At 73.7% G+C, this 22,963-nt stretch carries 18 protein-coding genes and 2 pseudogenes; 16 read left to right on the forward strand and 4 right to left on the reverse strand.

The window, feature by feature from the left end:
- Positions 1-269 precede the first annotated feature (269 nt).
- The 11 genes from ACIQU6_RS06845 to ACIQU6_RS06895 all read left to right on the forward strand — a co-directional run bounded on the left by ACIQU6_RS06845 (position 270) and on the right by ACIQU6_RS06895 (position 11,512).
- Positions 270-1,319: a hypothetical protein gene (locus ACIQU6_RS06845; RefSeq protein WP_403480561.1), complete on the forward strand. Its 1,050-nt coding sequence runs from the start codon at positions 270-272 to the stop codon at positions 1,317-1,319.
- A 53-nt stretch (positions 1,320-1,372) separates the two neighbouring features.
- Positions 1,373-2,641, forward strand: coding sequence for an FAD-dependent oxidoreductase (locus tag ACIQU6_RS06850; protein WP_403480562.1), 1,269 nt, complete (start codon positions 1,373-1,375; stop codon positions 2,639-2,641).
- 52 nt (positions 2,642-2,693) lie between these two features.
- The gene (locus ACIQU6_RS06855) at positions 2,694-3,578 is read left to right on the forward strand and encodes an FAD binding domain-containing protein (RefSeq protein WP_403480563.1); all 885 of its coding nucleotides are present in this window, start codon (positions 2,694-2,696) and stop codon (positions 3,576-3,578) included.
- Positions 3,575-5,989 (forward strand): xanthine dehydrogenase family protein molybdopterin-binding subunit, encoded by a 2,415-nt coding sequence (locus tag ACIQU6_RS06860; RefSeq protein WP_403480564.1) that lies wholly within the window; start codon positions 3,575-3,577, stop codon positions 5,987-5,989. Before ACIQU6_RS06855 ends, ACIQU6_RS06860 begins: the two co-directional genes overlap by 4 nt.
- Positions 5,986-6,705 carry a (2Fe-2S)-binding protein gene (locus tag ACIQU6_RS06865; protein ID WP_403480565.1) on the forward strand — a complete coding sequence of 240 codons (720 nt, stop codon included), beginning with the start codon at positions 5,986-5,988 and terminating at the stop codon, positions 6,703-6,705. Before ACIQU6_RS06860 ends, ACIQU6_RS06865 begins: the two co-directional genes overlap by 4 nt.
- On the forward strand, positions 6,705-7,451 hold the full coding sequence (locus ACIQU6_RS06870; protein ID WP_403480566.1) for an SRPBCC family protein: 747 nt from the start codon (positions 6,705-6,707) through the stop codon (positions 7,449-7,451). The genes ACIQU6_RS06865 and ACIQU6_RS06870 overlap by 1 nt, the downstream gene beginning before the upstream one ends.
- Positions 7,448-8,128 carry an isochorismatase family protein gene (locus ACIQU6_RS06875; RefSeq protein WP_403480567.1) on the forward strand — a complete coding sequence of 227 codons (681 nt, stop codon included), beginning with the start codon at positions 7,448-7,450 and terminating at the stop codon, positions 8,126-8,128. Before ACIQU6_RS06870 ends, ACIQU6_RS06875 begins: the two co-directional genes overlap by 4 nt.
- 134 nt (positions 8,129-8,262) lie before the next feature.
- Complete coding sequence (locus ACIQU6_RS06880; protein WP_403480568.1) at positions 8,263-9,201, forward strand: alpha/beta fold hydrolase; 939 nt, start codon at positions 8,263-8,265, stop codon at positions 9,199-9,201.
- Between the two features lie 62 nt (positions 9,202-9,263).
- Positions 9,264-9,776, forward strand: coding sequence for a MarR family winged helix-turn-helix transcriptional regulator (locus tag ACIQU6_RS06885; RefSeq protein ID WP_403480569.1), 513 nt, complete (start codon positions 9,264-9,266; stop codon positions 9,774-9,776).
- A gap of 105 nt (positions 9,777-9,881) precedes the next feature.
- Complete coding sequence (locus ACIQU6_RS06890) at positions 9,882-10,628, forward strand: Asp/Glu racemase (RefSeq protein ID WP_403480570.1); 747 nt, start codon at positions 9,882-9,884, stop codon at positions 10,626-10,628.
- Positions 10,629-10,759: 131 nt separating this feature from the next.
- Positions 10,760-11,512 carry a PE-PGRS family protein gene (locus ACIQU6_RS06895; RefSeq protein ID WP_403480571.1) on the forward strand — a complete coding sequence of 251 codons (753 nt, stop codon included), beginning with the start codon at positions 10,760-10,762 and terminating at the stop codon, positions 11,510-11,512.
- A gap of 370 nt (positions 11,513-11,882) precedes the next feature.
- On the opposite strand, the gene ACIQU6_RS06900 is transcribed toward ACIQU6_RS06895, so the two are convergent.
- Positions 11,883-12,239, reverse strand: a complete 357-nt coding sequence (locus tag ACIQU6_RS06900) for a zf-HC2 domain-containing protein (RefSeq protein WP_403480572.1) — start codon at positions 12,237-12,239, stop codon at positions 11,883-11,885.
- Between the two features lie 49 nt (positions 12,240-12,288).
- Between ACIQU6_RS06900 and ACIQU6_RS06905 the strand changes: the two are divergent.
- Positions 12,289-12,849, forward strand: a pseudogene (locus ACIQU6_RS06905) (sigma-70 family RNA polymerase sigma factor); the annotation flags it as partial.
- A 438-nt stretch (positions 12,850-13,287) separates the two neighbouring features.
- Entirely contained in the window at positions 13,288-13,422 is a 135-nt protein-coding gene (locus tag ACIQU6_RS06910; protein ID WP_403480573.1) for a hypothetical protein, read from the forward strand.
- A 77-nt stretch (positions 13,423-13,499) separates the two neighbouring features.
- Here ACIQU6_RS06910 and ACIQU6_RS06915 read toward each other — a convergent pair whose 3' ends face one another.
- Genes ACIQU6_RS06915 through ACIQU6_RS06925 form a run of 3 tightly spaced genes read right to left on the reverse strand, consistent with a single transcriptional unit; the run spans position 13,500 to position 17,667 of the window.
- Positions 13,500-13,994 (reverse strand): copper chaperone PCu(A)C, encoded by a 495-nt coding sequence (locus tag ACIQU6_RS06915; protein WP_403480574.1) that lies wholly within the window; start codon positions 13,992-13,994, stop codon positions 13,500-13,502.
- Positions 13,991-17,053, reverse strand: coding sequence for a heavy metal translocating P-type ATPase (locus ACIQU6_RS06920; RefSeq protein ID WP_403480575.1), 3,063 nt, complete (start codon positions 17,051-17,053; stop codon positions 13,991-13,993). The genes ACIQU6_RS06915 and ACIQU6_RS06920 overlap by 4 nt, the downstream gene beginning before the upstream one ends.
- Positions 17,050-17,667 carry a hypothetical protein gene (locus tag ACIQU6_RS06925; RefSeq protein ID WP_403480576.1) on the reverse strand — a complete coding sequence of 206 codons (618 nt, stop codon included), beginning with the start codon at positions 17,665-17,667 and terminating at the stop codon, positions 17,050-17,052. The genes ACIQU6_RS06920 and ACIQU6_RS06925 overlap by 4 nt, the downstream gene beginning before the upstream one ends.
- Before the next feature lie 250 nt (positions 17,668-17,917).
- Here ACIQU6_RS06925 and ACIQU6_RS06930 point away from each other — a divergent pair, with 250 nt between their 5' ends.
- The 3 genes and pseudogenes from ACIQU6_RS06930 to ACIQU6_RS06940 all read left to right on the forward strand — a co-directional run.
- Positions 17,918-19,279, forward strand: a complete 1,362-nt coding sequence (locus tag ACIQU6_RS06930) for an MFS transporter (protein WP_403480577.1) — start codon at positions 17,918-17,920, stop codon at positions 19,277-19,279.
- A 218-nt stretch (positions 19,280-19,497) separates the two neighbouring features.
- The gene (asnB, locus tag ACIQU6_RS06935; RefSeq protein ID WP_403480578.1) at positions 19,498-21,372 is read left to right on the forward strand and encodes an asparagine synthase (glutamine-hydrolyzing); all 1,875 of its coding nucleotides are present in this window, start codon (positions 19,498-19,500) and stop codon (positions 21,370-21,372) included.
- Between the two features lie 265 nt (positions 21,373-21,637).
- Positions 21,638-22,939, forward strand: a pseudogene (locus tag ACIQU6_RS06940) (cytochrome P450); the annotation flags it as partial.
- Between the last annotated feature and the right edge of the window lie 24 nt (positions 22,940-22,963).

A 22,963-nucleotide genomic window follows, 5' to 3' on the forward strand; every position in this document is an offset into this window, starting at 1 on the left:
GCCCCGTTGCGTGCGCCCGGGCGCCATTCGGCGGTGCGGGCGGGCGCACTGAGGGTCGATCAGGGAAGAGCTCGGCCAACTCGGCGCGCGCCTCTTGCCAAGCCGAGATCGTACGTGTTCGGATTATCTCTACGGGGATGCCCGGCGCCACCGCATCACCGCAGATCAACACATGACCGCACGGCCCGCGGCGAGGGACCGCAGCGCCCCGCCGGGTGCCGCACCGACACCGACCACCCAGCCCCCGACTCGCTCCCCGGAGGGTCCTCGTGTTCGCTCTCTCGTCCGTCGATCTGCTCGATGTCTTCACCCGCGAGCTGCGGTTGTGCAAACTGCGCCGCGACGAGCACGTGGTGGTACTGGCCGAACCGGACAGCCGCGGCGACTACGTCGCGGCCGCGTTCGGCGCCGCCAAGGCGTGCGGCGCACACGTCATCGCGGCGACCGTGCCCGGCGGCACCCCCGCGCCGATGCCCAGCACCCACACCGGCGCCGGCCCCGGCCTGACCTCCGTCCTCAACGACACCACCGCCCAGGACCTGCTCAAGTCCGCCGACCTGGTGGTCGATCTGACCCGCGAGGGCTTCATCCACGCCCCGGTCCAGCAGGAGATCCTGCGGGCCGGCACCCGCATCCTCTTCGTCTGCGACGCGCCCGAGGTGCTGATCCGCAACCTCCCCAAGGAGGAGGACAAGGCCGAGGTGCTGCGCGGCGTCGCACTGCTCAAGCGGTCCTCGCAGATGCGGGTGCGCTCCGCGGCCGGCACCGACCTGACCGTCCAACTGAGCGGCTCCGAGCCCGAGTTCCAGTGCGGCTTCGCCGACGACCCGGGGCGCTGGGACCACTGGCCGAGCACCATGGTGCTGTGCTGGCCGGAGCTCTCCGACGGACAGATCGTGCTGGCGCCGGGCGACATCCTGCTGCCGTTCAAGGAGTACGTCCGGGAACCGGCGACCCTGCAGATCGCCGGCGGGCACATCGAGAAGGTCAGCGGCGGCGCCGAGGCCGACCTGCTCAACACGTTCTTCGAGGACTCCGGGGACACCTGGGCGCGCAGCCTCTCGCACATGGGCTGGGGACTGATGCGGACCGCCGACTGGTTCGCCACCGCGATGTACGGCAAGGACCAGCTGATGGGCATGGACGCCCGGGCGTTCGCCGGCAACTTCCTGTGGTCCACCGGCCCGCACCCGGTGTTGGGCCGCGAGTCCTACGCCCACCTCGACATCGCGATGCGCGGCTGCTCGGTGACGGTCGACGGGACCACGGTGGTCGCGGACGGCCGGCTCGTCGAGGACGGGCGGTGCGCCGACGGCTGAGCGGCCGCCCGCCCCCGTCCCGTCGTGCGCGAGCGGAACCTTCTGGAGGAAGAGTGACGCCCAGTCAGTGCTACGAAGTCACCATCGTCGGCGGCGGTCTCGGCGGCCTGACCGCCGCGCTGGCCCTGCGCCAGCGCGGACTGCGGGTGACCGTCCTGGAGCAGGCGCCCCAGCTCGGCGAGATCGGCGCCGGCATCCAGACCGCACCCAACGCCAGCCGGATCCTGCTCGGGCTCGGCCTACGCCGCCAGCTCGAAGCCATCCGCACCGAGCCGCTGGACCAGGTGCGGCGTCGCTGGCAGGACGGCAGCGTCGTCGCGCTCACCCCGCTCGGCCAGTTCTGCAAGGACCGCTTCAACGCCCCCTATTGGCACTACCACCGGGCCGATCTGCACCGCGTGCTCATGGACGCCTGCCGCGACCCGCACGGCCCGGGGCCGGTGGTGGCGATCCACACCGCGAGCCGGGTCGTCGCACTGGACCGCACCCGGCCCGAGCGGCCGGTGGCGCTCCTCGACGACGGGCGGCGCTTCGCCGGCGACGTGCTCCTCGGCGCCGACGGCGTCCGCTCGCGGGTGCGGGAGCTGATGGGCGCGCCCGACACCCTGCTGTTCTCCGGCGAGATGGCCTACCGGGCGCTCATCCCGGGCGAGTTGATCGCGGCCGACCCGGCCACCCGTTGGCTGGTGGACCGCTACCAGAGCACCATCTGGTACGGGCCGGGGCGACACCTCGTGCACTACCTGATCCGCGGCGGCGCGTACCTGAACGTGGTGGCGTGCGTCCCGTGCACCGACGAGGTCGCCGAGAAGTGGACGGTGACCGCCACCCCGCAGGACCTCGCGGACGCGTTCCCCGGCTGGGACGACCGGGTGCCGGCGATGCTCTCCAAGGCGAAGGAGAACGTCAGTTGCTTCGCCCTCTACCACCGGCGCCGCGACCCGGTCTGGACGGACGGCAACGTGGCGCTGCTCGGCGACGCCTGTCACGCCATGCTGCCCTACCAGGCCCAGGGCGCCTCGCAGGCCATGGAGGACGCCGCGGTGCTGGCCGAGGAGTTGGGCGCGGTGACGGTATCGGGGGTGCCGGAGGCGCTGCGCCGGTACGTCGACCGGCGGGCCAAGCACGCGGGGATGGTGCAGGAGGCGTCCTGGCGGAACAAGACCTTCTACCACTTCCCCGACGGGCCCGAGCAGCGGGCCCGCGACGAGCAACTGCGCCGCTTCGACGGGGAGTCGGACCTGTCCTACGAGTGGCTGTGGCGGGGGACGCCGCTCAACGACCCGGATCAGGTCGCGTTCTCCTACCCGTTCGCGCGCTGAGCGCCGAGCGCCCTCGGCCCGCCCCACCATCGGAGAGACGAACAGGAACCGCATGAAACCCGCCCCCTTCCGCTACCACCGGGCCCGCGACATCCAGGGCACCACCGCCTTACTCGCCGAGCTGGGCGACCAGGGCGACGACGCCAAGATCATCGCCGGTGGCCAGAGCCTGGTCGCGATGATGAACTTCCGGCTCGCCCGGCCCGGCCACCTGGTCGACATCGGCCCCCTGCGCGAACTCGACCACCTGGGGGTCGGGCCCGACGGCGCCCTGCACATCGGGGCACTGACCACCCATCACACCGTCGAGACCGCCCCCGCAGGGGCGTTGGGGCCAGGGTTCGCGGTGCTGCGCCGGGCCATGGAGTGGATCGGCCACCTGCCGATCCGGACCCGGGGCACCGTCGGCGGCAGCCTCGCGCACGCCGACGCCTCCGCCGAGTGGTGCCTGCTGGCCCACACCCTCGGCGCCGAACTGCGCGCCACCGGCCCGCAGGGCGACCGCCGACTGCCCGCCGCCGAGTTCTTCCTCGGCCCGTACACCAGCCTGCTGGAACCGGACGAGCTGCTCACCGAGGTGGTCTTCCCACGAACCGCGCCGCACGCCGCGCTCACCGAATTCGCCGAGCGCAGGGGCGACTTCGCGCTCGTCTCGGCGGTGGTGGACCTGGACGTCGAGGACGGGCGGGTGCGCGGCGGCCGGGTCGGGCTCGGCGGGGTCGCGCCGGTGCCGGTGCGGGTGCCGGAGGCGGAGGCGGTGCTGACCGGCGGCGGCTCGTTCGCCGAGTGCGCCGACGCGGCGGCCGCGGCCGTCGATCCACCGGACGACGCGGGCGGCAGCGCGGCCTACCGCCGGCGACTCGTCCGCGCCCTGGTCGAACGGGCGGCGTCCGAGGCCCTGGCCACGACGGAGACGACGGAGGCGAAGTCCCGGTGAAGGGCACGGAGAACAGCGCGGAGCACGGCGCCGGGAACGGTCCGCGGGACGACGGACGGCTCATCGGGCGATCGGTGCCGCGCCGCGAGGACCCCCGGCTGCTGACCGGACGCGGCCGGTTCGTCGACGACATCGCGCTCCCGGGCATGCTGCACGCCCAGTTCGTCCGCAGCACCGTCGCGCACGGCGAGATCACCGCGATCGACCTGGGCGCGGTGCGGGCGGTGCCGGGCGTGCTCGCCGCGTACACCGCCGACGACCTCCACCTGGGCGACATCACCGCCGAACTCGACCGCCCCCGCACCGAGTTCGTGCCGACCGCGATGCCGGTGCTGGCCCGCGACCGGGTGCGCTACGTCGGCGAGCCGATCGCCCTCGTCGTCGCCGAGAACGCCTACGCCGCCGAGGACGGGCTGGAGGCCGCCCGGGTCCGCTACGCCGTCCACCCGCCGATCACCGGCGAGGCGGCGGCCCTGGCCGACGGCGCACCGCTCCTGCACGCCGAGGCGGACCGCAACACCCTGGTGGACGTCGAACTGTTCGCCACCGACGGCATCGACGAGGTGTTCGCCACCGCCGACCACGTCGTCCGGATCGACGCCCACACCGGCCGGCAGAACGCGCTCCCGTTGGAGACCCGGGGCGCGGTGGCCCACTGGGACGACCGGGAGGAACAGCTCGTCCTCCAGACGTGCAGCCAAGTCCCGCACCAGGTCAGGACGGTGGCCTCGCGCTGCCTGGGGCTGGCCGAGCGCTCGGTGCGGGTGGTGGTGCCCGACATGGGCGGCGGGTTCGGGCTCAAGTGCGTGGTGGGGCGGGAGGAGATCGCCGCGGCGGCGGCCGCGCTCCGGCTGCGCCGCCCGGTGAAGTGGATCGAGGACCGCAAGGACGCCCTGACCGCGTCCTTCCTGGCCCGCGAGCAACACTACGACGTGCGGGCCGCGTTCGACGCGACCGGCCGCATCCTGGCACTCGACGCCGACGTGGTCTGCGACATGGGCGCCTACTCCTGCTATCCGTTCACCGCCGGCATCGAACCGCTGATGGCGGCGGCAGAGATGCCCGGCGTCTACAAGGTGCCCGCCTACCGGGTGCGCGGCCGGGCGATCGCCACCAACAAGGCGCCCTCCGCCCCGTACCGCGGGGTCAGCCGCCCGCAGTACGTGATGGTCGTGGAGCGGCTCTTCGAGCGCGCCGCCCGCGAACTGGACCTCGACCCGCTGGAGGTCCGCCGCCGCAACCTGATCACCGACTTCCCGTACACCGGCGTCAACGGCATCACCTACGACCCCGGCTCCTACCGCGAGTCGCTGGACCTGTGCGAGCGGACGCTGCGCGCCGAGGGCTGGTACGAACGGGCCCGCGCGGCCCGCGCCGAGGGCCGGTACCTGGGCATCGGCTACTCCTGCTTCAGCGAACGCACCGGCTACGGGACCACCGCGTTCGCCCAGCGCAAGATGACCGTCGTCCCCGGCTACGACCTCTCCGAGGTCCGGATGGACCCCGGCGGGGCGGTGACCGTCACCACCGGGACGATGAGCCACGGGCAGAGCCACGAGACGACCATGGCCCAGATCGTCGCCGACGAACTCGGCCTGGAACTGGACCAGGTGAAGCTCCGCCAAGGGGACACGGACCGGGTCGCCTACGGCTGGGGCACCTTCGCCAGCCGGTCGATCGCGGTCGGGGGCAGCGCCGTACGACTGGCCGCCGGACGGCTCGGCGAGAAGCTGCGCGCGCTCGCGGCGGCCCGCTGGGACGTCCCCGTGGAGGACACCGTCCTCGGTCCCGGCAAGGTGCTCCGCCGCGACGACCCCGACACCGCCCTCGGCTACCCCCAACTCGCCGAGATCGCCCATCTCCGCGCCGACCTGCTCCCCAAGGGCACCGAGCCGGGCCTCACCGCGACGGCCTCCTTCGACGTCTTCAACGACGGGACCTTCTCCAACGCCACCCACGGCACCGTCGTCGAACTCGACCCCGACACCGGCCGGGTGGAGATCCTGCGCTACGTCTGCGTCGAGGACTGCGGGGTGGCCATCAACCCGCAGGTGGTGGACGGCCAGTGCCGGGGCGGAATCGCCCAGGGCATCGCCGGGGCGCTGTTCGAGCGGGTCACCTACGACGCGCAGGGCGAGCCGTCGGCGACCAGCTTCATGGACTACAAGGTGCCCACCGCGCACGAGATTCCCGACGTGACGATCCACCACCTGGAGACGCCGTGCGCCTTCACCGAGACCGGCGCCAAGGGCGCGGGCGAGGGCGGCACGATCGGCGCGCCCGCCGCGGTGCTCAACGCCGTCAACGACGCCCTGCGCCCCACCGGCGTGGAACTGGACAACACCCCGATCACCCCCGAGACGGTGCACCGCGCCCTGCACCGCGAGCACTACCAGGAGAGCACCCGATGACCAGGCCCCCACAACCACCCGGCACCGCAACACCGGACCCCGTCGCTCCGCCCGACACCTCGCCGCTCGCCGAGCGGGAGCTCCAGCTCATGGCCCTTGACGTGAACGGGGTCCGCCACGAGGTGATCACCGAGCCGCGCCGCACGCTCGTCGACGTGCTCCGCCACGACCTGCGGCTGACCGGCACCCACGTCGGCTGCGAGCACGGCATCTGCGGGGCCTGCACGGTGCTGCTGGACGACCGCCCGGTGCGGGCCTGCCTGATCTTCGCGGCGCAGGCGGAGGGGGCACGGATCAGGACGGTGGAGTCGGTGGGGACGGGGAGTTCCCCCGGGAGCTCGGGGGACGCGGGGGTCGCAGGGTCCGCAGGGGCGTGCGCGGAAGTTGATGTTCCGGGTGGTGCGTCGACTGGCGGGGCGCACGACAGTTCGCCGGATGCCTGCGGCCGACGCGACCAACTCAGCGATCTGCAACGCGCGTTCCGGGATCGGCATGCCCTCCAGTGCGGCTTCTGCACGCCCGGATTCCTGATGCTGGCCGAGGGCTTCCTCGCCGAACGGCCGGACCCGTCGCGCGAGGAGATCCGCGAGGTGGTGGCCGCCAACCTGTGCCGGTGCACCGGATACCAGCCCATCGTCGAGGCGATCGAGGACTGCGCCGCGGCCCGGCGCGCCGCTCGCGCGACCACCCGTCCCGAACCCCGCAAGGAGAAGTGATGCAGCTCAGCAACGCGGTGCCGGTGAACGCGGCGCCCGATGCGGTGTTCGCGCTGATCAACGACGTGGAGCGGGTGGCGTCCTGCATGCCGGGCGCGGTGCTCGACGGCCGGGACGGCGACGCCTGGCAGGGCCGGGTCCGGGTGAAGGTCGGGCCGATCACCGCCGCGTACACGGGCACGGTGCGGTTCCTGGAGACCGACGCCGACCGCCGGCGGCTACGGGTGCAGGCGCGCGGGGCGGATGCCCACGGCAACGGGGACGCGGAGGCGGAGGTGACGCTGACCGTCGCCGAGGCACCGGAGGGCGCGCGGCTGGAGCTGGTCACGGACCTGGTGATCCGCGGCAAGCTGGCCCAGTTCGGGAAGGGCGCGATCGGCACGGTCTCGACGCGGATCCTGGAGCAATTCGCCCGGAATCTGGGCGGGTTGCTGGACGGGGAACGCGTCGGCGCGAGCGGAGGCGGGGCCGGTCTGGCCGGGGGGACCGCTGTGGCGCCCTCGGCTGCTTCCGGTGGGGCGACGGGCGTCTGCGCACCTCCTGTCGCCGCCGGCAGCGGCGAACTCGACGGCCTGTCGGCGCTCCTCGGGCCCGCCGCCGGGCCGTTGCTGGCCAAGTACGGGCCGCTGGCCGCCGCGTTCACCGTCGGGGTGTTCGAGGGCTGGTTGCTGGGGCGGCTGGCGGGGATGCGGCGGGAGCTCAGGACGCTGCGGAGGGCCGGGGCGCCGCGGCGGGGGCGCGCATGAGCCACTACGGGACGGCCACCGACCGCACGTATGCGCGCGCCGGGCTCGGCGCACCGGTGCGCCGCGGTCGGCGGCCCGCGCTCGTCGTCGTCGATCTGACCCGGGGGTTCACCGAGGACCGCTTTCCGACCGGGGCCGATCTGAGCGAGGTGGTGGCGGCCACCGCCCGCCTGATCGAGGTGGGCCGTCCGGCCGACGTGCCGGTGGTCTTCACCGCGATCTCCTACGCACCCGCCGAGGTGTCCGGCGGCCGGATCGCCTGGCTGCGCAAGGCACCCGGACTGGGCGCCCTGTTGGAGGGCAGCGAGGCGGTAGCGCTCGATCCTCGACTGCCGCGGCGGGAGACGGACACCTTGGTGGTGAAGAAGGGCGCATCGGCCTTCTTCGGCACCACGTTGGCCGCCACCCTGACCGCGCTGGGCTGCGACACCGCGGTGGTGTGCGGCGCGACCACCAGCGGCTGCGTGCGCGCCACGGCGGTCGACGCGGTGCAGTCCGGCTTCCCCGTATTGGTCCCCCGGGAATGCGTCGGCGACCGGGCGGCGGGCCCGCACTCCGCTGCCCTCTTCGACATCCAGGCCAAGTACGGCGATGTCGTGGCGGTGGACGACGCGGTCGCCTATCTGGGCGGCCTGACGGGCGACTTGGGCGACGACGCGCATAACCCGCCGCCGTAATCCGGCCCTTGTTCGACCGCATTTCCGTCCTCGTTGCCCGTTGTCCCTCCCTTCCCCTCCCCTCCCCTCCTCGCCTCCGTCTCCCCCTCATGCCCGCCCTCCTCGTCCTCGTCCTCGTCCGGAAGGATTCCGCCATGTTGGAGAGCCCGCGGTCCGGCTCGGCTTCCCGGTCCGTCCTCCAGTCCGCCCTCGCGGATCTGGCCGACCTGCCCGCCACCAGTCGGTGGGTGCGTTCGGGGTCGACTCGGTTGCACGTCCTGGATTACGGGGGTGGCGGGCCCGCGTTGGTGGTGCTGCCGGGAATCACCAGCCCGGCCGTGACCATGGACTTCGTCGCCCGTGAACTCACCGACCTGGTACGTCCGGTGGTGGTCGACGTGCGCGGCCGCGGGCTGTCGGACGGCGGCCCGGATGGTGCGTCGGGCGGCCAACGGGACGGCGGCGGATCGAACGGCCCCGGGGGCCACGACGGGGACGGCGGCGCCTACGGGCTGGCGGCGTACGCCGCGGACACCGAGGCGGTGGTCGAAGGGCTCGGCCTGGAACGGCCGTTGCTTTTCGGGCATTCCATGGGCGCGCGGATCGCGGCGGCGGTCGCGGCCCGCGGCAAGGTGGCGATCGGCGGCAGCGTACTGGCCGATCCGCCGATGAGCGGGCCGGGGCGCGGCCCGTATCCCACCGCGTTGGAGGCGTTCCTCGGGCAGTTGGCGGAGGCCGAACGCGGCACGGACGCCGAGGAGGTGGGGCGGTCGTGGCCCCGGTGGCCGCGCCGGGAACGGGAGTTGCGGGCGCGCTGGCTGTCCAGTTGCGACCGTGACGCCGTCGTCGCCACCCACCGCGGCTTCGAGACCGAGGACTTCTTCGACTGGTGGCCCGCGGTCACCGGCCCCACTGCGCTGCTGTACGGCGCGGAGAGTCCGGTGGTCACGGCGGCGGGGGCCGCACAGGCGCGGGCGTCGCTGCCGTCGGCCGCGGTCTCCGCGGTGCCGGGCGCGGGCCACATGCTCTTCTGGGACAACCCGTCGGTCGCCCTGGACGCCCTGCGCGCGGCGCTGCGCCCCATGCTGGTGTGAGTGGTGTGAGCATCATGACGGTCCGCGACTGCCGCCCCTGCGCACCGTGATTGAGTGGGCCCATGGCTGACGAGACCACGACCTCCACATCTGAATTCCCCGCGGCATCCCCGACTGCCGGCACCGGGGCGGCGATCCCAGCGGCCCTGACGGCCGCGCCCGGCTACCAGGTGCGCCGGCTCTACCAGGCGTACCTGGCCGTGTGGGTGCGGGCGGTCGATCCGACGCTCACCGGGCCGCAGTTCGCGGTACTGACCGCGGTGGAGGCGACGCCGGGGCGGGACCAGCGGTCGATGGCCTCGGCGGTGGCGCTGGACACCTCCACGATGGCGGACGTGGCCCGGCGGTTGGAGGGGCGGGGCCTGATAGTCCGCCGCGCCGACGCCGCCGACGGGCGCCGCAAGCTGCTGTTCCTGACCGAGGAGGGCCAGCGGACGCTGCGGGCCGCCCGCGACCGGGCCCGGCAGTTGGACGACCGGCTGCTGGCCCCGTACGACGCCGCACAGCGCGGCGACGTCATGCAGTTGCTGACGTCCCTGGCCGACCGCTGGGAGGGCCTGGCCGGGGAGTCCTGACCGGGCGCCCGGCCCGCACCGCCACGGCGCCCCCTGGATACACGCGCATACGACCGCCGTACACCCCGTACGCACGGTATGCCCGGTACGCCCCTAGGCGGCCCCGTGACGGACCACCACATCGGCCTGATCGTGCCCAGTTCGCACCTCACCATGGAGACCGAGCTCCCCCGGATGCTGCGGGCCCGGGAGGCCGAACTGCCCGAGGACCGGTTCGTCTTCCACAGCAGCCGGATGCGGATGCGGCACGTCTCGCCCGAGCAACTGCGGGCGATGAACGCCCAGACCGCGCGGGCCGCGCGGGAACTCGCCGACGCCCGCCCCGATGCCGTCGCCTCCGCCTGCCTGGTCGCCATCATGGCGCAGGGTCCCGGCCATCACTGCGCGGCGGAGGCGGAGATCGCGGAGGTGCTGCGCGGGCAGGGCGCGCCGGCGCCGGTGGTCTCCAGCGCGGGTGCGCTCCTGGACGGCGTTGCGGCCCTGGGCGCGCGCCGGATCGCGGTGGTCACGCCGTACCTCGGGGAGTTGACCGCACTCGTCTGCGCGTACATCGAGGACGCCGGCGTGGAGGTGGTGGACGCGCTGAGCCTGGAGGTGCCGGACAACCCGGCGGTCGCCCGGCTCGATCCGGGCGCGCTGCTGGACCACTGGCGACGGCTGGACCTGCGGCGGGCGGACGCCCTGGTGCTCTCGGCGTGCGTGCAGATGCCGTCGTTGGCCGCGATCGGGCCGGTCGAGGAGGCGTCCGGGCTGCCCGTGTTGTCGGCGGCGACCGCGACCGCCTACCGGGTGCTGGGCGAGTTGGGGCTGGCGGCCCGCGTGCCGGGGGGCCGGGCGGCTGCTGAGCGGTGAACTGGTCGGGTAGCGGCCGGTCCTGGTACGAGGTGACGGCGGGACGTGCCGCTGACTCCCCGGTGACTCGCGCGCGGTAGCCGCCCCTCCCGCTTCCTTTCCGGGGGCGGGGTGCGACGATGGGGCCTGTCATGGATGCGGGGCACGTTCTCAGGGGGCTGCGCGCCGCGGTGTTCGCGGCGGTCTGCGTGCTCCTGGCTGCGCTCGGGCACGCGGTGATGTCGAATGCCGCGGTGCCCGGCTGGATGCTGCTCGCGGCCGGTCTGGCGACCGCGGCCGGGGCCTGGTGCTTCGCCGCGCGCGAACGCGGGCCCGTACTGGTCGGGTTGCTGACCGTCGCCGCCCAGGCCGCGCTGCACAGCGCGTTCTCCTTTGGGCAGGCGGTCGCCGGCGCCGGCGCGGACCATGCCGCCCTCACCCGCGAGTGGGCGCGTACCTGGCTCTGTGGCGCTCAAGGGCTGTCGCTCGCGGACCTGGAGGCGGCGCGCGCCCTGTCCCCCATGGGGCAGACGGGCGCGGGCGCGATGAACATGTCCGGCTCGACCATGGCCCACACGGGCGGGTCCGCCATGGACATGTCCGCTACCGGCATGTCCTCCATGGGCATGCACGGCAGCGCCCTCGGGATGCTCGCCGCGCACCTGCTCGTCGCCCTGCTCAGCGCCTGGTGGCTGTGGGGCGGGGAGCGGGCGGCGTTCCGGTTGGTGCGGAGCGTCTCCGCCTGGTTGTTCGCGCCCCTGTTGCTGGTGCTGCGGGCGGTGCTCCCGGAGGCCCGCCCGGTCCCGCGTCCCGCCCGTCAGGAGCCGCGGTGTGCGGCGCGGCAGTTGCTGCTGGCGCACGCCATGTCCCTGCGGGGTCCCCCGCGTGAGCCGGCTGTCGCCTGACAGCACGGTCGAACTCCCGAGCCGGACCGCCACCGGAGCGTACGGGGCCACTGCCCCGTGCCCGGCGTCCCGGCTCCGACTTCACCGGTCGCCCGCGCCGTCGCGCGGCCGACCGGATCACGCGAAGGACTCCAGAGGACTCCACATGATGATTCCTGTCCGAACGCCGATGGTGACACGGCCGCTTGCGCCCGCCCCCGGTCAACGGGAGCAGGAGGGCCGCGGCGGGCGCCCGGCACTCGCCGGTTGCTCGGCTCTGCGCCTGACGCTCCCCGTTTGCTCAACACGACGCCCGGCGCTCCACAGTTGCTCGACCCGACAGCCTGCGCTCCCGGATTCCTCAATCGAGCCGCCGGTGCTCCCCCGTTGCTCAGCCCGCCCGTCGGCCCGAACGGAGGCGGGCGAGCAGCGCCTCGACCGCCGCCGACGTCGGTTCGAAGGGCTCCGGGGCCGCTTCGAGGGACGCTTGGCTCGGTCCGAGGGATCCTTGGGTCGGCTCGAAGGACGCTTGGGTGGGGCCGCCGGCGGCCGGCGGTGTGGCCGCCTCGTCGTCGTGCTCGGCGGCGCGGCCGACGGCCACGGTGAGCGCTCGCGCGCGGGCGCCCCATTGGCGACAGTCCCGACAGCCCGCCAGGTGGTCGTCGAGACGGCGGGTGGTGAGCCCCGGGGGCAGTGCCTCGCCGTCGAGGCGGGCCGACAGTGCCGTACGGATGCGCGAGCAGAGCATGCCCCCATCCTCCCCGAATTGGTCCGGACCGGCGAGGGGCGGTTGCGGCATGCGTGACGACGAGACGGTGACGGGCTGGGCGCTGGCCGCCCGGGACGGTAACGAGCACGCCGTCGAGCAGTTCGTGCGGGCCACCCAGCTCGATGTGCGGCGCTATGTCACGCACCTCAGCGGGGAGCCGCAGGCGGCCGACGACCTGGTGCAGGACACCTATGTGCGGGCGCTGCGCGGCCTGCCCCGGTTCGAGGGTCGGTCGTCGGCACGGACCTGGCTGCTGACGATCGCCCGACGGGTGGTGGCGGACCGGATCCGCACCCATGCGGTACGACCCCGGCTGTCGGCGACCGACGACTGGCAGTCCGCCGCCGAGCGGGCCCAGCCGCGCGGCGTGCCCGGCTTCGAAGAGGGCATCGCGCTGGCCGAGTTGTTGACGGCCCTGACGGCGCAGCGGCGGGAGGCGTTCGTGCTGACGCAGTTGCTCGGACTGCCGTATGCGGCGGCGGCCGGGGTGATGGGCTGCCCGGTGGGGACGGTGCGCTCACGGGTGGCCCGCGCCCGGGAGACACTGATCGCGCTCTTGGCGGAGGCGGAGACGGAGACGGGTACGGGGACGGAGATGGCGGCTGGCGCTGGGGCCGGGGCCGGGGCTGAAGCTGGGCTCAGGTCCGCGGAGAGGGCCGGAACGAGGGCCTCAGAACCCCCTGTTGCTCCCACTACTCCCGCTACTCCTGCTACTCCTTCTGCCCCTGTCGCTCCCACAGCTCCTGTCACCCCATCCGTCGCCTCCGCTCCCTCCCTCACGCCCGTCGCCTCCGTTGTTGCTTCCGCAGCGGCTGGTGCTACGCAGCGGAGACCGCTGCCGGGCGACCGACAACCGCGCCGGCTCGCCGCCGCCCTGGCCTGACAGGTCGGACACGGCGAGCTACGGGGGCTCAGGGGCGGGTCTCATCTCGCCCCTGAGCCCCGACGGCGGCATCAGGGTTCCCTGATCGCGTTTTCCGGGATTTCCCCGATCCCCAACGGCCGCCGCTCTTCGTACGGTTGAGTCATGAACCGAGACACCCGCATCCAGAACGCTCCGGCCGGGGCAGACCGGCGGCGGACCCTTGCTCACCGGCCCGCCTCCGCCGATCCGTCCCTCACGACGGCCGCGCGCTCCATACCCACACCCACGACCGCCTGATTCACCTCACCCAGCCCCGTCTTCTCCCCGCGCCACGCCTTCTCCCGCCACTTCACCACGCATCACCACACCACGCCTCACCCCGCCGCGTCCGCCGTGCGCTCTTGGCCGGGGCGCACCGCTCGGGCGTGGACGGTGAGGGGTGGGCTGTCGCGGAAGTGCAGGGTGAAGGCGAGGCGGTCGCCGGGGGCGAGCCGGGGCGGCGGACTGATCATGATGTCGAGGGTGGTGGGCGTCATGACCAGTGTGCCCCCGGCGGGCACGGTGGCGCCCTGAACCATCGCCATGGACCGGGCGTTGCGCCCGACGGGAACGTCGCGGCTGAGCATGGCGCGGTGACCGGGCGGGCCGGTGACGGCGGTGAGGACATCGTCCGCGGCGCCGGAGTTGCGCAGGGTGAAGAAGGCGGCGGTGGCGTCGTTCCCGGCAGGGATCAGGACGCGGCCCTCGGCAGCGGTCAGACGGGCGGGGGCGCCCGCGTTCCCGGTGGCGGCCCAGGCAGTAAGAGTGCCAAGGGTCGCCAGGCAGGTGACGACCGGCACGGCGACGGCAGCGAGGTGAGAGCGATTCATACGGTCTCCCAAGTTCCCCTGTTGCGGGGTGCGTTGTTGAGGTCGTCGCCCGACGAGGAGGCGGCGAGGTGACGGGCCGAGTCCGAGTGGACGGGGCGACGGCGGGCCGTCCGCGCAGCGGCAGACGGCTGCCAGGCGCGCAGGCGCAGGCTGTTGCCGACGACGAGAAGGGAGCTGGCGGACATGGCGGCCGCCGCGAGCATCGGGTTGAGCAGCCCGACGGCGGCGAGCGGCACCGTGACGAGGTTGTATCCGAACGCCCAGAGGAGGTTGATACGGATGGTGGCGAGTGTGCGACGCGCGAGGCGCACGGCGTCGGCGATGGCCTGGAGGTCCTCGCGGACGAGGGTGACATCGGCGGCCCCGATCGCGGCGTCGGTGCCGCTGCCCATGGCGATGCCGAGGTCGGCGAGGGCGAGCGCCGCCGCGTCATTGACCCCGTCGCCCACGACGGCGACCCGACTCCCCTGTTCCTTCAGGGTGGTGACCAGCGCGGCCTTGTCCTGGGGACGGGCTTCGGCGTGGACCTCGGTGATGGCGAGTTGCGTGGCGATCGCGTGGGCGGTGGCCGCACGGTCCCCGGTGGCCAGCACCGGTCGAAGGCCCAGCCGACGCAGGTGGTCCACGGCGCGGTATCCGTCGGGCCGCAGCGAGTCGCCAAGGGTGAGGACGGCTTCCGGGGTGTCGTCGACGGTGACGAGGACCGCGGTGCGGCCGGCGGACTCGGCGGCGCGGACCGCTTCCGGTAGCGGGTCCGGGAGTCGGGTGAGGTCGTCCGGCGGCCGGGCGACGGTCACCATGCGCCCGTCGATCATGCCGCGGACCCCGTATCCGGGCGTGGCCGCGAAGTCGCGGACGGCGGCGGCCGGTTCGAGGGGGCGCTCGGTCCCGAGTGACTCACGGGCGTGCGCGACGACGGCGCGGGCCACGGGGTGCTCGGAGCCCTGCTCCACAGTCGCGGCGAGCCGCAGCACATCATCCGGGTCGAGACCATCGGCCCGCGGCGTGAAGTGGCTGACGGTCATCCGGCCGGTGGTGAGGGTACCGGTCTTGTCGAGGACGACGGTGTCGATGCGGCGCAGGCGCTCCAGCGCCGCCGGACCACTGACCAGGATGCCGAGTTGGGCGCCCCGGCCGGTGGCGGCCAGCAGCGCGGTCGGGGTCGCCAGACCCAGGGCACACGGGCACGCGACGACGAGCACGGCAACCGCGGCGGTCACCGCGGCCTGGGCGTCGGCGCCCGCGCCGAGCCAGAATCCCAGGACGGTGACCGCAATGGTCAGCACGGCAGGGACGAAGACCGCGGCCACCGCGTCCGCGAGCCGCTGGGCCTGGGTCTTGCCGGTCTGGGCGTCCTCGACGAGCCGGGTGATCCGGGCCAGTTGGGTGTCGCCGCCCACCGCATCGGCCCGCACCTCCAGCAGACCGCCGGAGTTGACCGCGCCACCGACCACCTCATCGCCTGGTCCGACCTCGACGGGATGGCTCTCACCACTGATCAGGGAGAGATCCAGGGCCGAACTGCCGCTGACGACGGTGCCGTCGGTGGCCACCCGCTCGCCCGGCCTCACCAGGAACCGTTCACCGACCCTCAACAACCCGATAGGAACCCGGCGTTCGGAGCCGTCCGCCCCGCGCACCGAGACCTCCTTGGCGGCCAGTTCCGCCAGGGAGCGGAGCGCGGCGCCGGTGCCGCGCCGGGCCCGAGCCTCCATCCGCCGCCCGGCCAGCACGAACAACGGGACGCCGACGGCGGCTTCCAGATAGAGGTGGGCGGTGCCGTCGCCCGCCGTGGGCAGCAGGCTGAACGGCATGGTCATCCCCGGCGCGCCGGCGCCCCCGAGGAACAGCGCGTAGGTGGACCAGCCGAACGACGCGGCGACGCCGAGGGACACCAGGGTGTCCATGGTCGCGGCACCGTGCCGGAGGCCGCGCAGCGCACGGGCGTGGAAGGGAGCCGCGCCCCACACGGCAACGGGGGCGGCCAACACGAAGCAGAGCCACTGCCAGTTCCGGAACTGCCAACCGGGCACCATCGACAGGAACAGGACGGGGAGCGAGAGGAGAGCGGTCACCAACAGCCGACGACGCTCAGCCTGGACAGCGACACGGGCGACGACATCGGCATCGGTGCCGGTGCCGGCATCGGTGTCCACTTCAGCGCCGCGTTTGGTGCGGGTGTCCGCATCGGTGACGGCCCGGGAGCGGGAGCCAAAGCCGAAGCGGGAGCCGAAGCGGGAGCCGAAGCCGGAGCCGAAGCCGGAGCCGAAGCCGGAGCGGGAGTCGGTGCGAGCAGCTGCGCGGGCGCTGGAGTAGCCGGCAGCGCGGGCGTCGTCGTGGGGCTGGTCGCCATGGCGAGCGTCGGTGTGCCGCTGGCCACCGGGGTCGTCGTTGTTACGGCGGCTGGCGCCGGAGCCATCGTCGTTGCGGCGGGCGGCAGCAGAGCTGTCGTTGCTGTGGCGGTCGGCACCGGAACGGCCGTTGCTGTGGCGGTCGACAACGCGGCTGACGTTGCTGTGGCGGGGGGCACCGGGAGAGTCGTTGCGGCGGCTGTCGGCATCAGCACCGTCACTGTTGTGGCGGTCGGCACCAAGGCCGTCGTCGTCGCGGGCAGTGCTGTGGCAGGTAGTGCTGTCCTGGGAGGCGCTACCGCGGGAGGGAGCGTCGTGGTCGTACGCGGCGGGTGGCAGAGGCGGCGGGTCCGGGAGGGGGGTGGGTGGGGAGGGGGCGGGGGCGGGGAGGTGGGCGGTGAAGCCCGCGGCCTCGACGGTGGCGATGAGCTCGTCGACGGTGACCGTTGCGGGGTGGCTGACCCGGGCCCGTTCGGTGGCCAGGTTCACGGTCGCGGTGACGCCGTCCAGTCGGCCCAGTTTCCGCTCGACTCGGCCCACGCAGGCGGCGCAGGTCATCCCGCCGATGGTGAGGGTGGTGGTACGGCTCGGGTCCACCACCGTGGGCTCGGCGGGGTCTTGGGCAGGGGGATGCGCGGGGGTGGCGTCGCCGGACGAGGTCGGGCGGGGCCTCTGTCGGTGCGGCCTCGGGTGGGGTTGTGGGGTCATCGCTGTGCTCCCTGTGCCGTGTGGGTCGGGGCGGGGAGGGGTGCGGCTGCCGTGATTGCCATCGGCGGCTGCACCACCCGTAGGGCGCCTTGTGCGTCAAGCAGGCCCCGTGCGCCCGATACGGCACGTACACCCAACACATCCCGTACGGCCAACACATCCCGTACGGCCAGCCCATCCCGCGCGGCCGCTCCATCCCGCGCGGTCACTCCGTCCCCCGTAGCCAGCGCGCCCCGCGTGGCCAGTGCGTCCCCCAATGCCAGTGCGTCCAGTACGTCCCGTGCGCCCGGCACGCTCCGTGCGCCGTGGGGCTCCTCTGCACTCATCGCCGACATTCCGTGCATTCCAGGCATGTTGGGGTCGCCGCCGGAAGGGTCGGTGGTGCCCGGGCGGGTGCGGTCGGCGGGGTGGAGGCCGGGGGCCACCGGTCCGGCGGCGCTGCCCACCGCGTACGAGAGGGCGCCCAGCAGCGCAAGGAGCGCGACGAAGCCGAGCACCGCGGGGGCCGGCAGCAGCCGTCGGAAGGGCAGGGGGCGGGGCGAAAGCACGGGGCGTCGGGCGCGGCCGGGTGCCGGGGAGTCGGGTGCGGAGGCCCCGGGTACTGGGGTGGTCATCGCGTCATCGTGGCAGCTCGGAGCTGGGGCGGACGGACGATCAGGGGCCGATCGGCGCGTGAGGTTTGTCCCGTTCGCGGGGCGGAACTCGGGGCCGTTCCGAGCCGACTAACTGGGTTTGCCCGCACCCCATTTCGATGGCCTGGTTCCGGAATTGCCCGCGTTGTGGTGGGAACTGGGAGCGTTCCGCACCCGACCACTCAGACGCCGCACCGAACCGGTGCGGCGAACCGAAGGAGAGGACGGGCCGATGCCACGGGACGCGGCGGGGGTGCAGGAGGAGCGGTGGGGGCTGGTCGCCGTCGCCGGGATCTGCTCGTTCCTGGCCATGTTCGACATGGGCGTGATGACGGTGGCGGTGCCGGACATCGCGGGCGGCTTCGACGTTCCGGTCGCCGCCGCCCAATGGGTGGTGCTGGGTTACCAACTCCCGGTGGTTGCCCTGCTGTTGCCGGCCGGGCGGTGGCTCGATCGGGCACCGTTGCGGCCCGTGGCGCTCGGTGCGCTGGCCGGCTTCGGGCTGTGCGGCGCGGCGGCGGCCGCCGCACCGGCCGTCGCGGTGCTGATCGGGGCGCGGCTGCTCCAAGGGGCGTGCGGCGCGGTGCTGTTCGTGTTGATGCCGCTGTTGGCGGTCCGCGCGGTACGACCTGAGCTGCGCGGGCGGGCGATGAGCGTGCCGGCCACGCTCGGGCCGCTCGGGGCCGTCGTCGGGCCGGCGTTGGGCGGGGTGCTGCTGGACCACTGGGGCTGGCGCGCCGTCCTGTTGGTGAAGTTGCCGCTGTGCGCGCTCGCCTGGTGGGTGACCCGCCGCGGGCTCCCGCCGGGCGGACGGCCGGCCGCGCCCGGGCGGGCCGAGTGCCGGGACGCCGCGCTGGCCGGTACCGCCGTCGGGGCGCTGCTGCTCGGGCTGACGTTCACCGACGGGTGGGTCGGACCGGTGCTGTGCGGGTTGGCGCTGGTCCCGGGGGTGCTGTGGGCCCGGGGTGACGGTGGACGACGCGTGCGCGGCGCGCTGCGGGCGGCCCGTACGGGCGGGATCCACGGTGCCGTGCTGGCCCTCGCGGTGGCCTTCGCGGCGGTGCACTTCCTGCTGGCGGTGCACCTCCAACGCGCGCGGGGCGTCTCGGCGTTCGACACCGGGCTGACGCTGCTCGCGTTCCCGGCCGCGATGGCGGTGGCGGGGCCGGTGGGCGGTCGGCTCGCGGACCGTTACGGGGCCCGGCCGGTGGCGGTGACCGGGGCGACGCTGGTCGCCGCCGGGTTCGGCCTGCTCGCCGCGGCCGGGGACTGGTCGCCGCTCCAGGTGGGTTGGCGGCTGGCGGTGGCGGGGGTCGGCATGGGGCTGTACGGCGGGCCGACCCAGTTGATGGTGCTCGATGCGGCGGGGCCGGAGCGGATGGCCACGGCCGGTTCGACCGTCCAACTCGCCCGTAGCGCGGGCTTCGCGCTGGGCCCGGCGGCGGCCACCGCCTTGGGCAGCCTGGCCGGGACGCGCACCGGTCCGGTACTGGCCACGGCGGCGGCGCTGTTGGCTGCGGCACTCCTGGTCAGGCCGGCGGGGCGGGCCGCGACGACCGCGCCGGTGGGCTCGGCCCCCGAGCCGCCGCCGTAGTCGCGGGCCAGGCCCCTCGTTCCGCGACTCATGCCACCAAGCGGCACGCCTCACGTCGTACACCGCCAGCCGCCAGCCGCCAGCCGCCAGCCGCCAGCCCGAACGCCGTTGCCCCGGACACGGATGCCACCACGCACCACGCACCCCGTCCCACCCCCACCCCGCCCCTCCCTCACCCCCCACTTCACTTCCCTCCCCACCCCAAAGAAAGGCACCCCATGTGCGGCATCACCGGTTGGGTTTCGTTCGGCGAAGAGCCCGGGCGGCGGCCCCGCGTCATCGAGCGGATGACCGCCGCGCTCGCTCCCCGCGGGCCCGACGGTTCGGGTACCTGGGTCGGTCCGCATGCCGCGCTCGGGCACCGGAGGCTGGCCGTGCTCGACATCGAGGGCGGCGCACAGCCCATGGCGGCGAGCGCCACTGGCGCCCCACAGATCAGCGGGAGTCCCACCCGCGACACAGTCGTCCTCAGCTACAGCGGCGAGGTCTACAACCACCACGCGCTGCGCGACGAACTCCGCTCCGCCGGCAGGGAGTTCGCGACGCGGAGCGATACCGAGGTGGTGTTGCGCGGCTACCAGGAGTGGGGCGCGGGGCTGGCCGAGCGACTGGTGGGCATGTACGCGTTCGCCGTGTGGGACGCGGGGGCACACCGGCTGTTGCTGGTGCGGGACCGGATGGGCGTCAAGCCGCTGTACTACGCCCGGACGCCCGACGGCGGACTGGTCTTCGGCTCCGAGCCCAAATCGCTGTTCGCACACCCCGATTGCGTACCTCGTGTGGATGCGCAGGGGCTCCGGGAGGCGTACGGCCTGGTGTTCGGGACAGGGGCGACACTGTGGGCGGGGGTGCGGGAGGTGCCGCCCGGCGGCCTGGTGGCGTTCGACCGCGACGGGCTGACCGAGCGGCTCTACTGGCAGTTGACCGCGCGGCCGCATGGTGACCCGGACCTCGCGGCCACCACCGCCGGGGTCCGCGACCGGCTGGAGCACGCGGTGCGTTCCCAGTTGGAGGCCGATGTGCCACGGTGCAGTCTGCTGTCCGGCGGGCTGGACTCGACGGTCGTCACGGCGCTGCTCGCCGACGAACTGCGGCTCCGCGAGGGCCCGGAGGCACGGTTGCGCTCGTACGCCGTCGACTACAGCGACCAGGCGGAGCGCTTCACCGGCGATGTGCTGCGCACCGGGCACGATGCGCCGTACGCCGTCGAGGCGGGCGCGTTCATCGGGACCGCGCACCAGACCGTCGTGCTGGACCCGCAGGCGCTGCTGGACCCCGGGCATCGCACGGCCGTGGTCGCGGCCCGCGATTCGCCCATCGGCGTCGGCGACATGGACACCTCGCTGTACCTGCTCTTCGGCCGGATCAGGGAGCACTCGACGGTGGCGGTGTCGGGCGAGGCCGCGGACGAGGTGTTCGGCGGCTACCCGTGGTTCCACGATCCGGCGGCGCTGGCCGCCCCCACGTTCCCGTGGTTGCGGGTCACCAGTGACGAGGCGGCGATGCCGCTCCACCCGGACCTGGCCCGGGAGTTGCGTATCGGGGAGTTCCAGCGCGACACCTACCGCGCGGCGCTGGCGGCGGTGCCGCACCTCGACGGCGAGAGCCCGGCGCAACACCGGCAACGCGAGCTCCAACACCTGTCGCTGACCCGGTGGCTGCGCCAGCTCCTGCACCGCAAGGACCGGCTCAGCATGGCGCGGGGCCTGGAGGTGCGGGTGCCGTACTGCGACCACCGGCTGGTCGAGTACGCCTTCAACGCGCCCTGGGAGCTGCACCGGCACGACGGCCGGGAGAAGAGCCTGCTGCGCGCCGCGGGCGCCGGGCTCGCCCCGCGGTCCGTGCTGTGGCGGGCCAAGAACCACTATCCGGCCACCCACCACCCCGACTACAACCGCGGGCTTCAGCAGCTCGCCCGCGAGGCGTTGGACGCGGCCGGCGGGCGGGTGCGCGACCTGGTCGACGAGCGGGTCCTCGCCGCCAACCTGACGACCGCGCCGGAACGGCTGGAGTGGGGTCATCGGCTGCGGCTGGAACGCGTGGTGGACCTCGCGCTGTGGCTCGACCTCTACCGGCCGGAGATCGCCGTGTGAGCCGCCCGACGCCCCGAACGAGCCAGCCTCCCGAACGAGCCAGCGTCCCGGACGAACCGACGCCTCGAACGATCCGACGCCCCGTACGGGCCGATGCGCCCGCCTGCCCTCGCCCGCCCTCCCCCCATCTCCCGTCAGAGGAAGACCAGAGGAACACCAGATGAAACCCACCGCCCCCAACTCGCCGGACACCGTCGACCCGATGGACACCGCGGCCCCCACCACCCCCGGAAACTCGACGACGCCCCCAACGACGCCCCCAACGATGAAGCCGACGACGACCCCGACGACGAACGCGAGCGAGGTGCCGACCGCAACCCACCCGGTAGAGCCGGCAGAGCCAGCAGAGTCGGCAGCGTCGAGAGAGCTGGTGGAGCTGTACGGTCCCGCCTACAAACGCGACCCCTATCCCCTCTACGCGGAGTTGCGGGAGCGCGGCCCCGTTCACCGTGTCCGCTTCCCCAGCGGGGTGTGCGCCTGGCTCGTCACCGGCTACGAGGCGGCCCAACGGGCGCTGACCGACCCGCAGTTGGGCAAGCACCACTCGCGCGGCAACGCGGCCTGGCGGGCGCGCGCCTCGATCATGCCGGAGCCGCAGCACTCGCAACTCCAGGTGCATCTGCTCCACCAGGATCCGCCACGACACACCGCGATGCGACGGATGATCACCGATGCGTTCGCGCCACAGCGGGTGGAGGCGCTCCGTCCGCGCTTCCAGGAGTTGGCCGATGAGCTGCTGAACGGGTTCGCAGGCGTCGGCCGGGCCGACCTGGTGGCGGAGTTCGCGGCGCACTTCCCGTTCCGGGTGCTGGCCGAAGTGATCGGCCTCCCCGAGGAGTTCGCGGTCCGCTTCGACCGCGACTGGGGGAAGGTGGTGCAGCCGGTCGGGCCCGCGGACCCGGGCCGTCCGGCGTACGAGGCGCGGCTGCGCGGTCTCCAGCAGTACATCGCCGATCTGGTCGGGCACAAGCGGCGCGCACCCGGGGCGGACCTGCTGTCCCGTCTGGTGGCCGGTCGCGACCCGGGCGAGCTGACCCAGGAGGAACTGGGCTCGATGATCTTCCAGTTGTTGGTCGCGGGCCAGGAACCGGTCACCAACCAGATCACCACCGCACTGGTCGCCCTGCTCCGCCACCCCGAACAGCTCGCCACGTTGGCCGACCGGCCCGAGCTGTTGCCCCGGGCCGTCGAGGAACTGCTCCGCCACGACGCCGCGTTCGAGCTGACGACCTGGCGTTTCTTCGCCGAGGATGGCGAGTTGCACGGGACGCGGATCCCGGCCGGCGACTCGGTGATCGTCTCGCTGTGCGCGGCCAACCGCGACCCGCGTCGCTTCGCCGACCCCGACGCCCTCGACTTCGACCGCTCGCCCAACCCGCACCTCGCCTTCGGCCACGGCATCCACTTCTGCCCGGGGGCCGCGCTCGCCCGCGCCGAGTTGCAGATCGCGCTGGGCACCCTGCTCCGCCGGCTGCCGGGCCTCCGCCTGACCATCCCGGAGGACCAACTCCCGTGGATCCCGGCGGTCCTGGCCCGCGGAGTGAACCACCTCCCGGTGACGTACGGAGACAGTGACGGAGACGGAACCGGA

Source organism: Streptomyces sp. NPDC090442 (assembly GCF_044769405.1).
Taxonomy (GTDB): domain Bacteria; phylum Actinomycetota; class Actinomycetes; order Streptomycetales; family Streptomycetaceae; genus Streptomyces.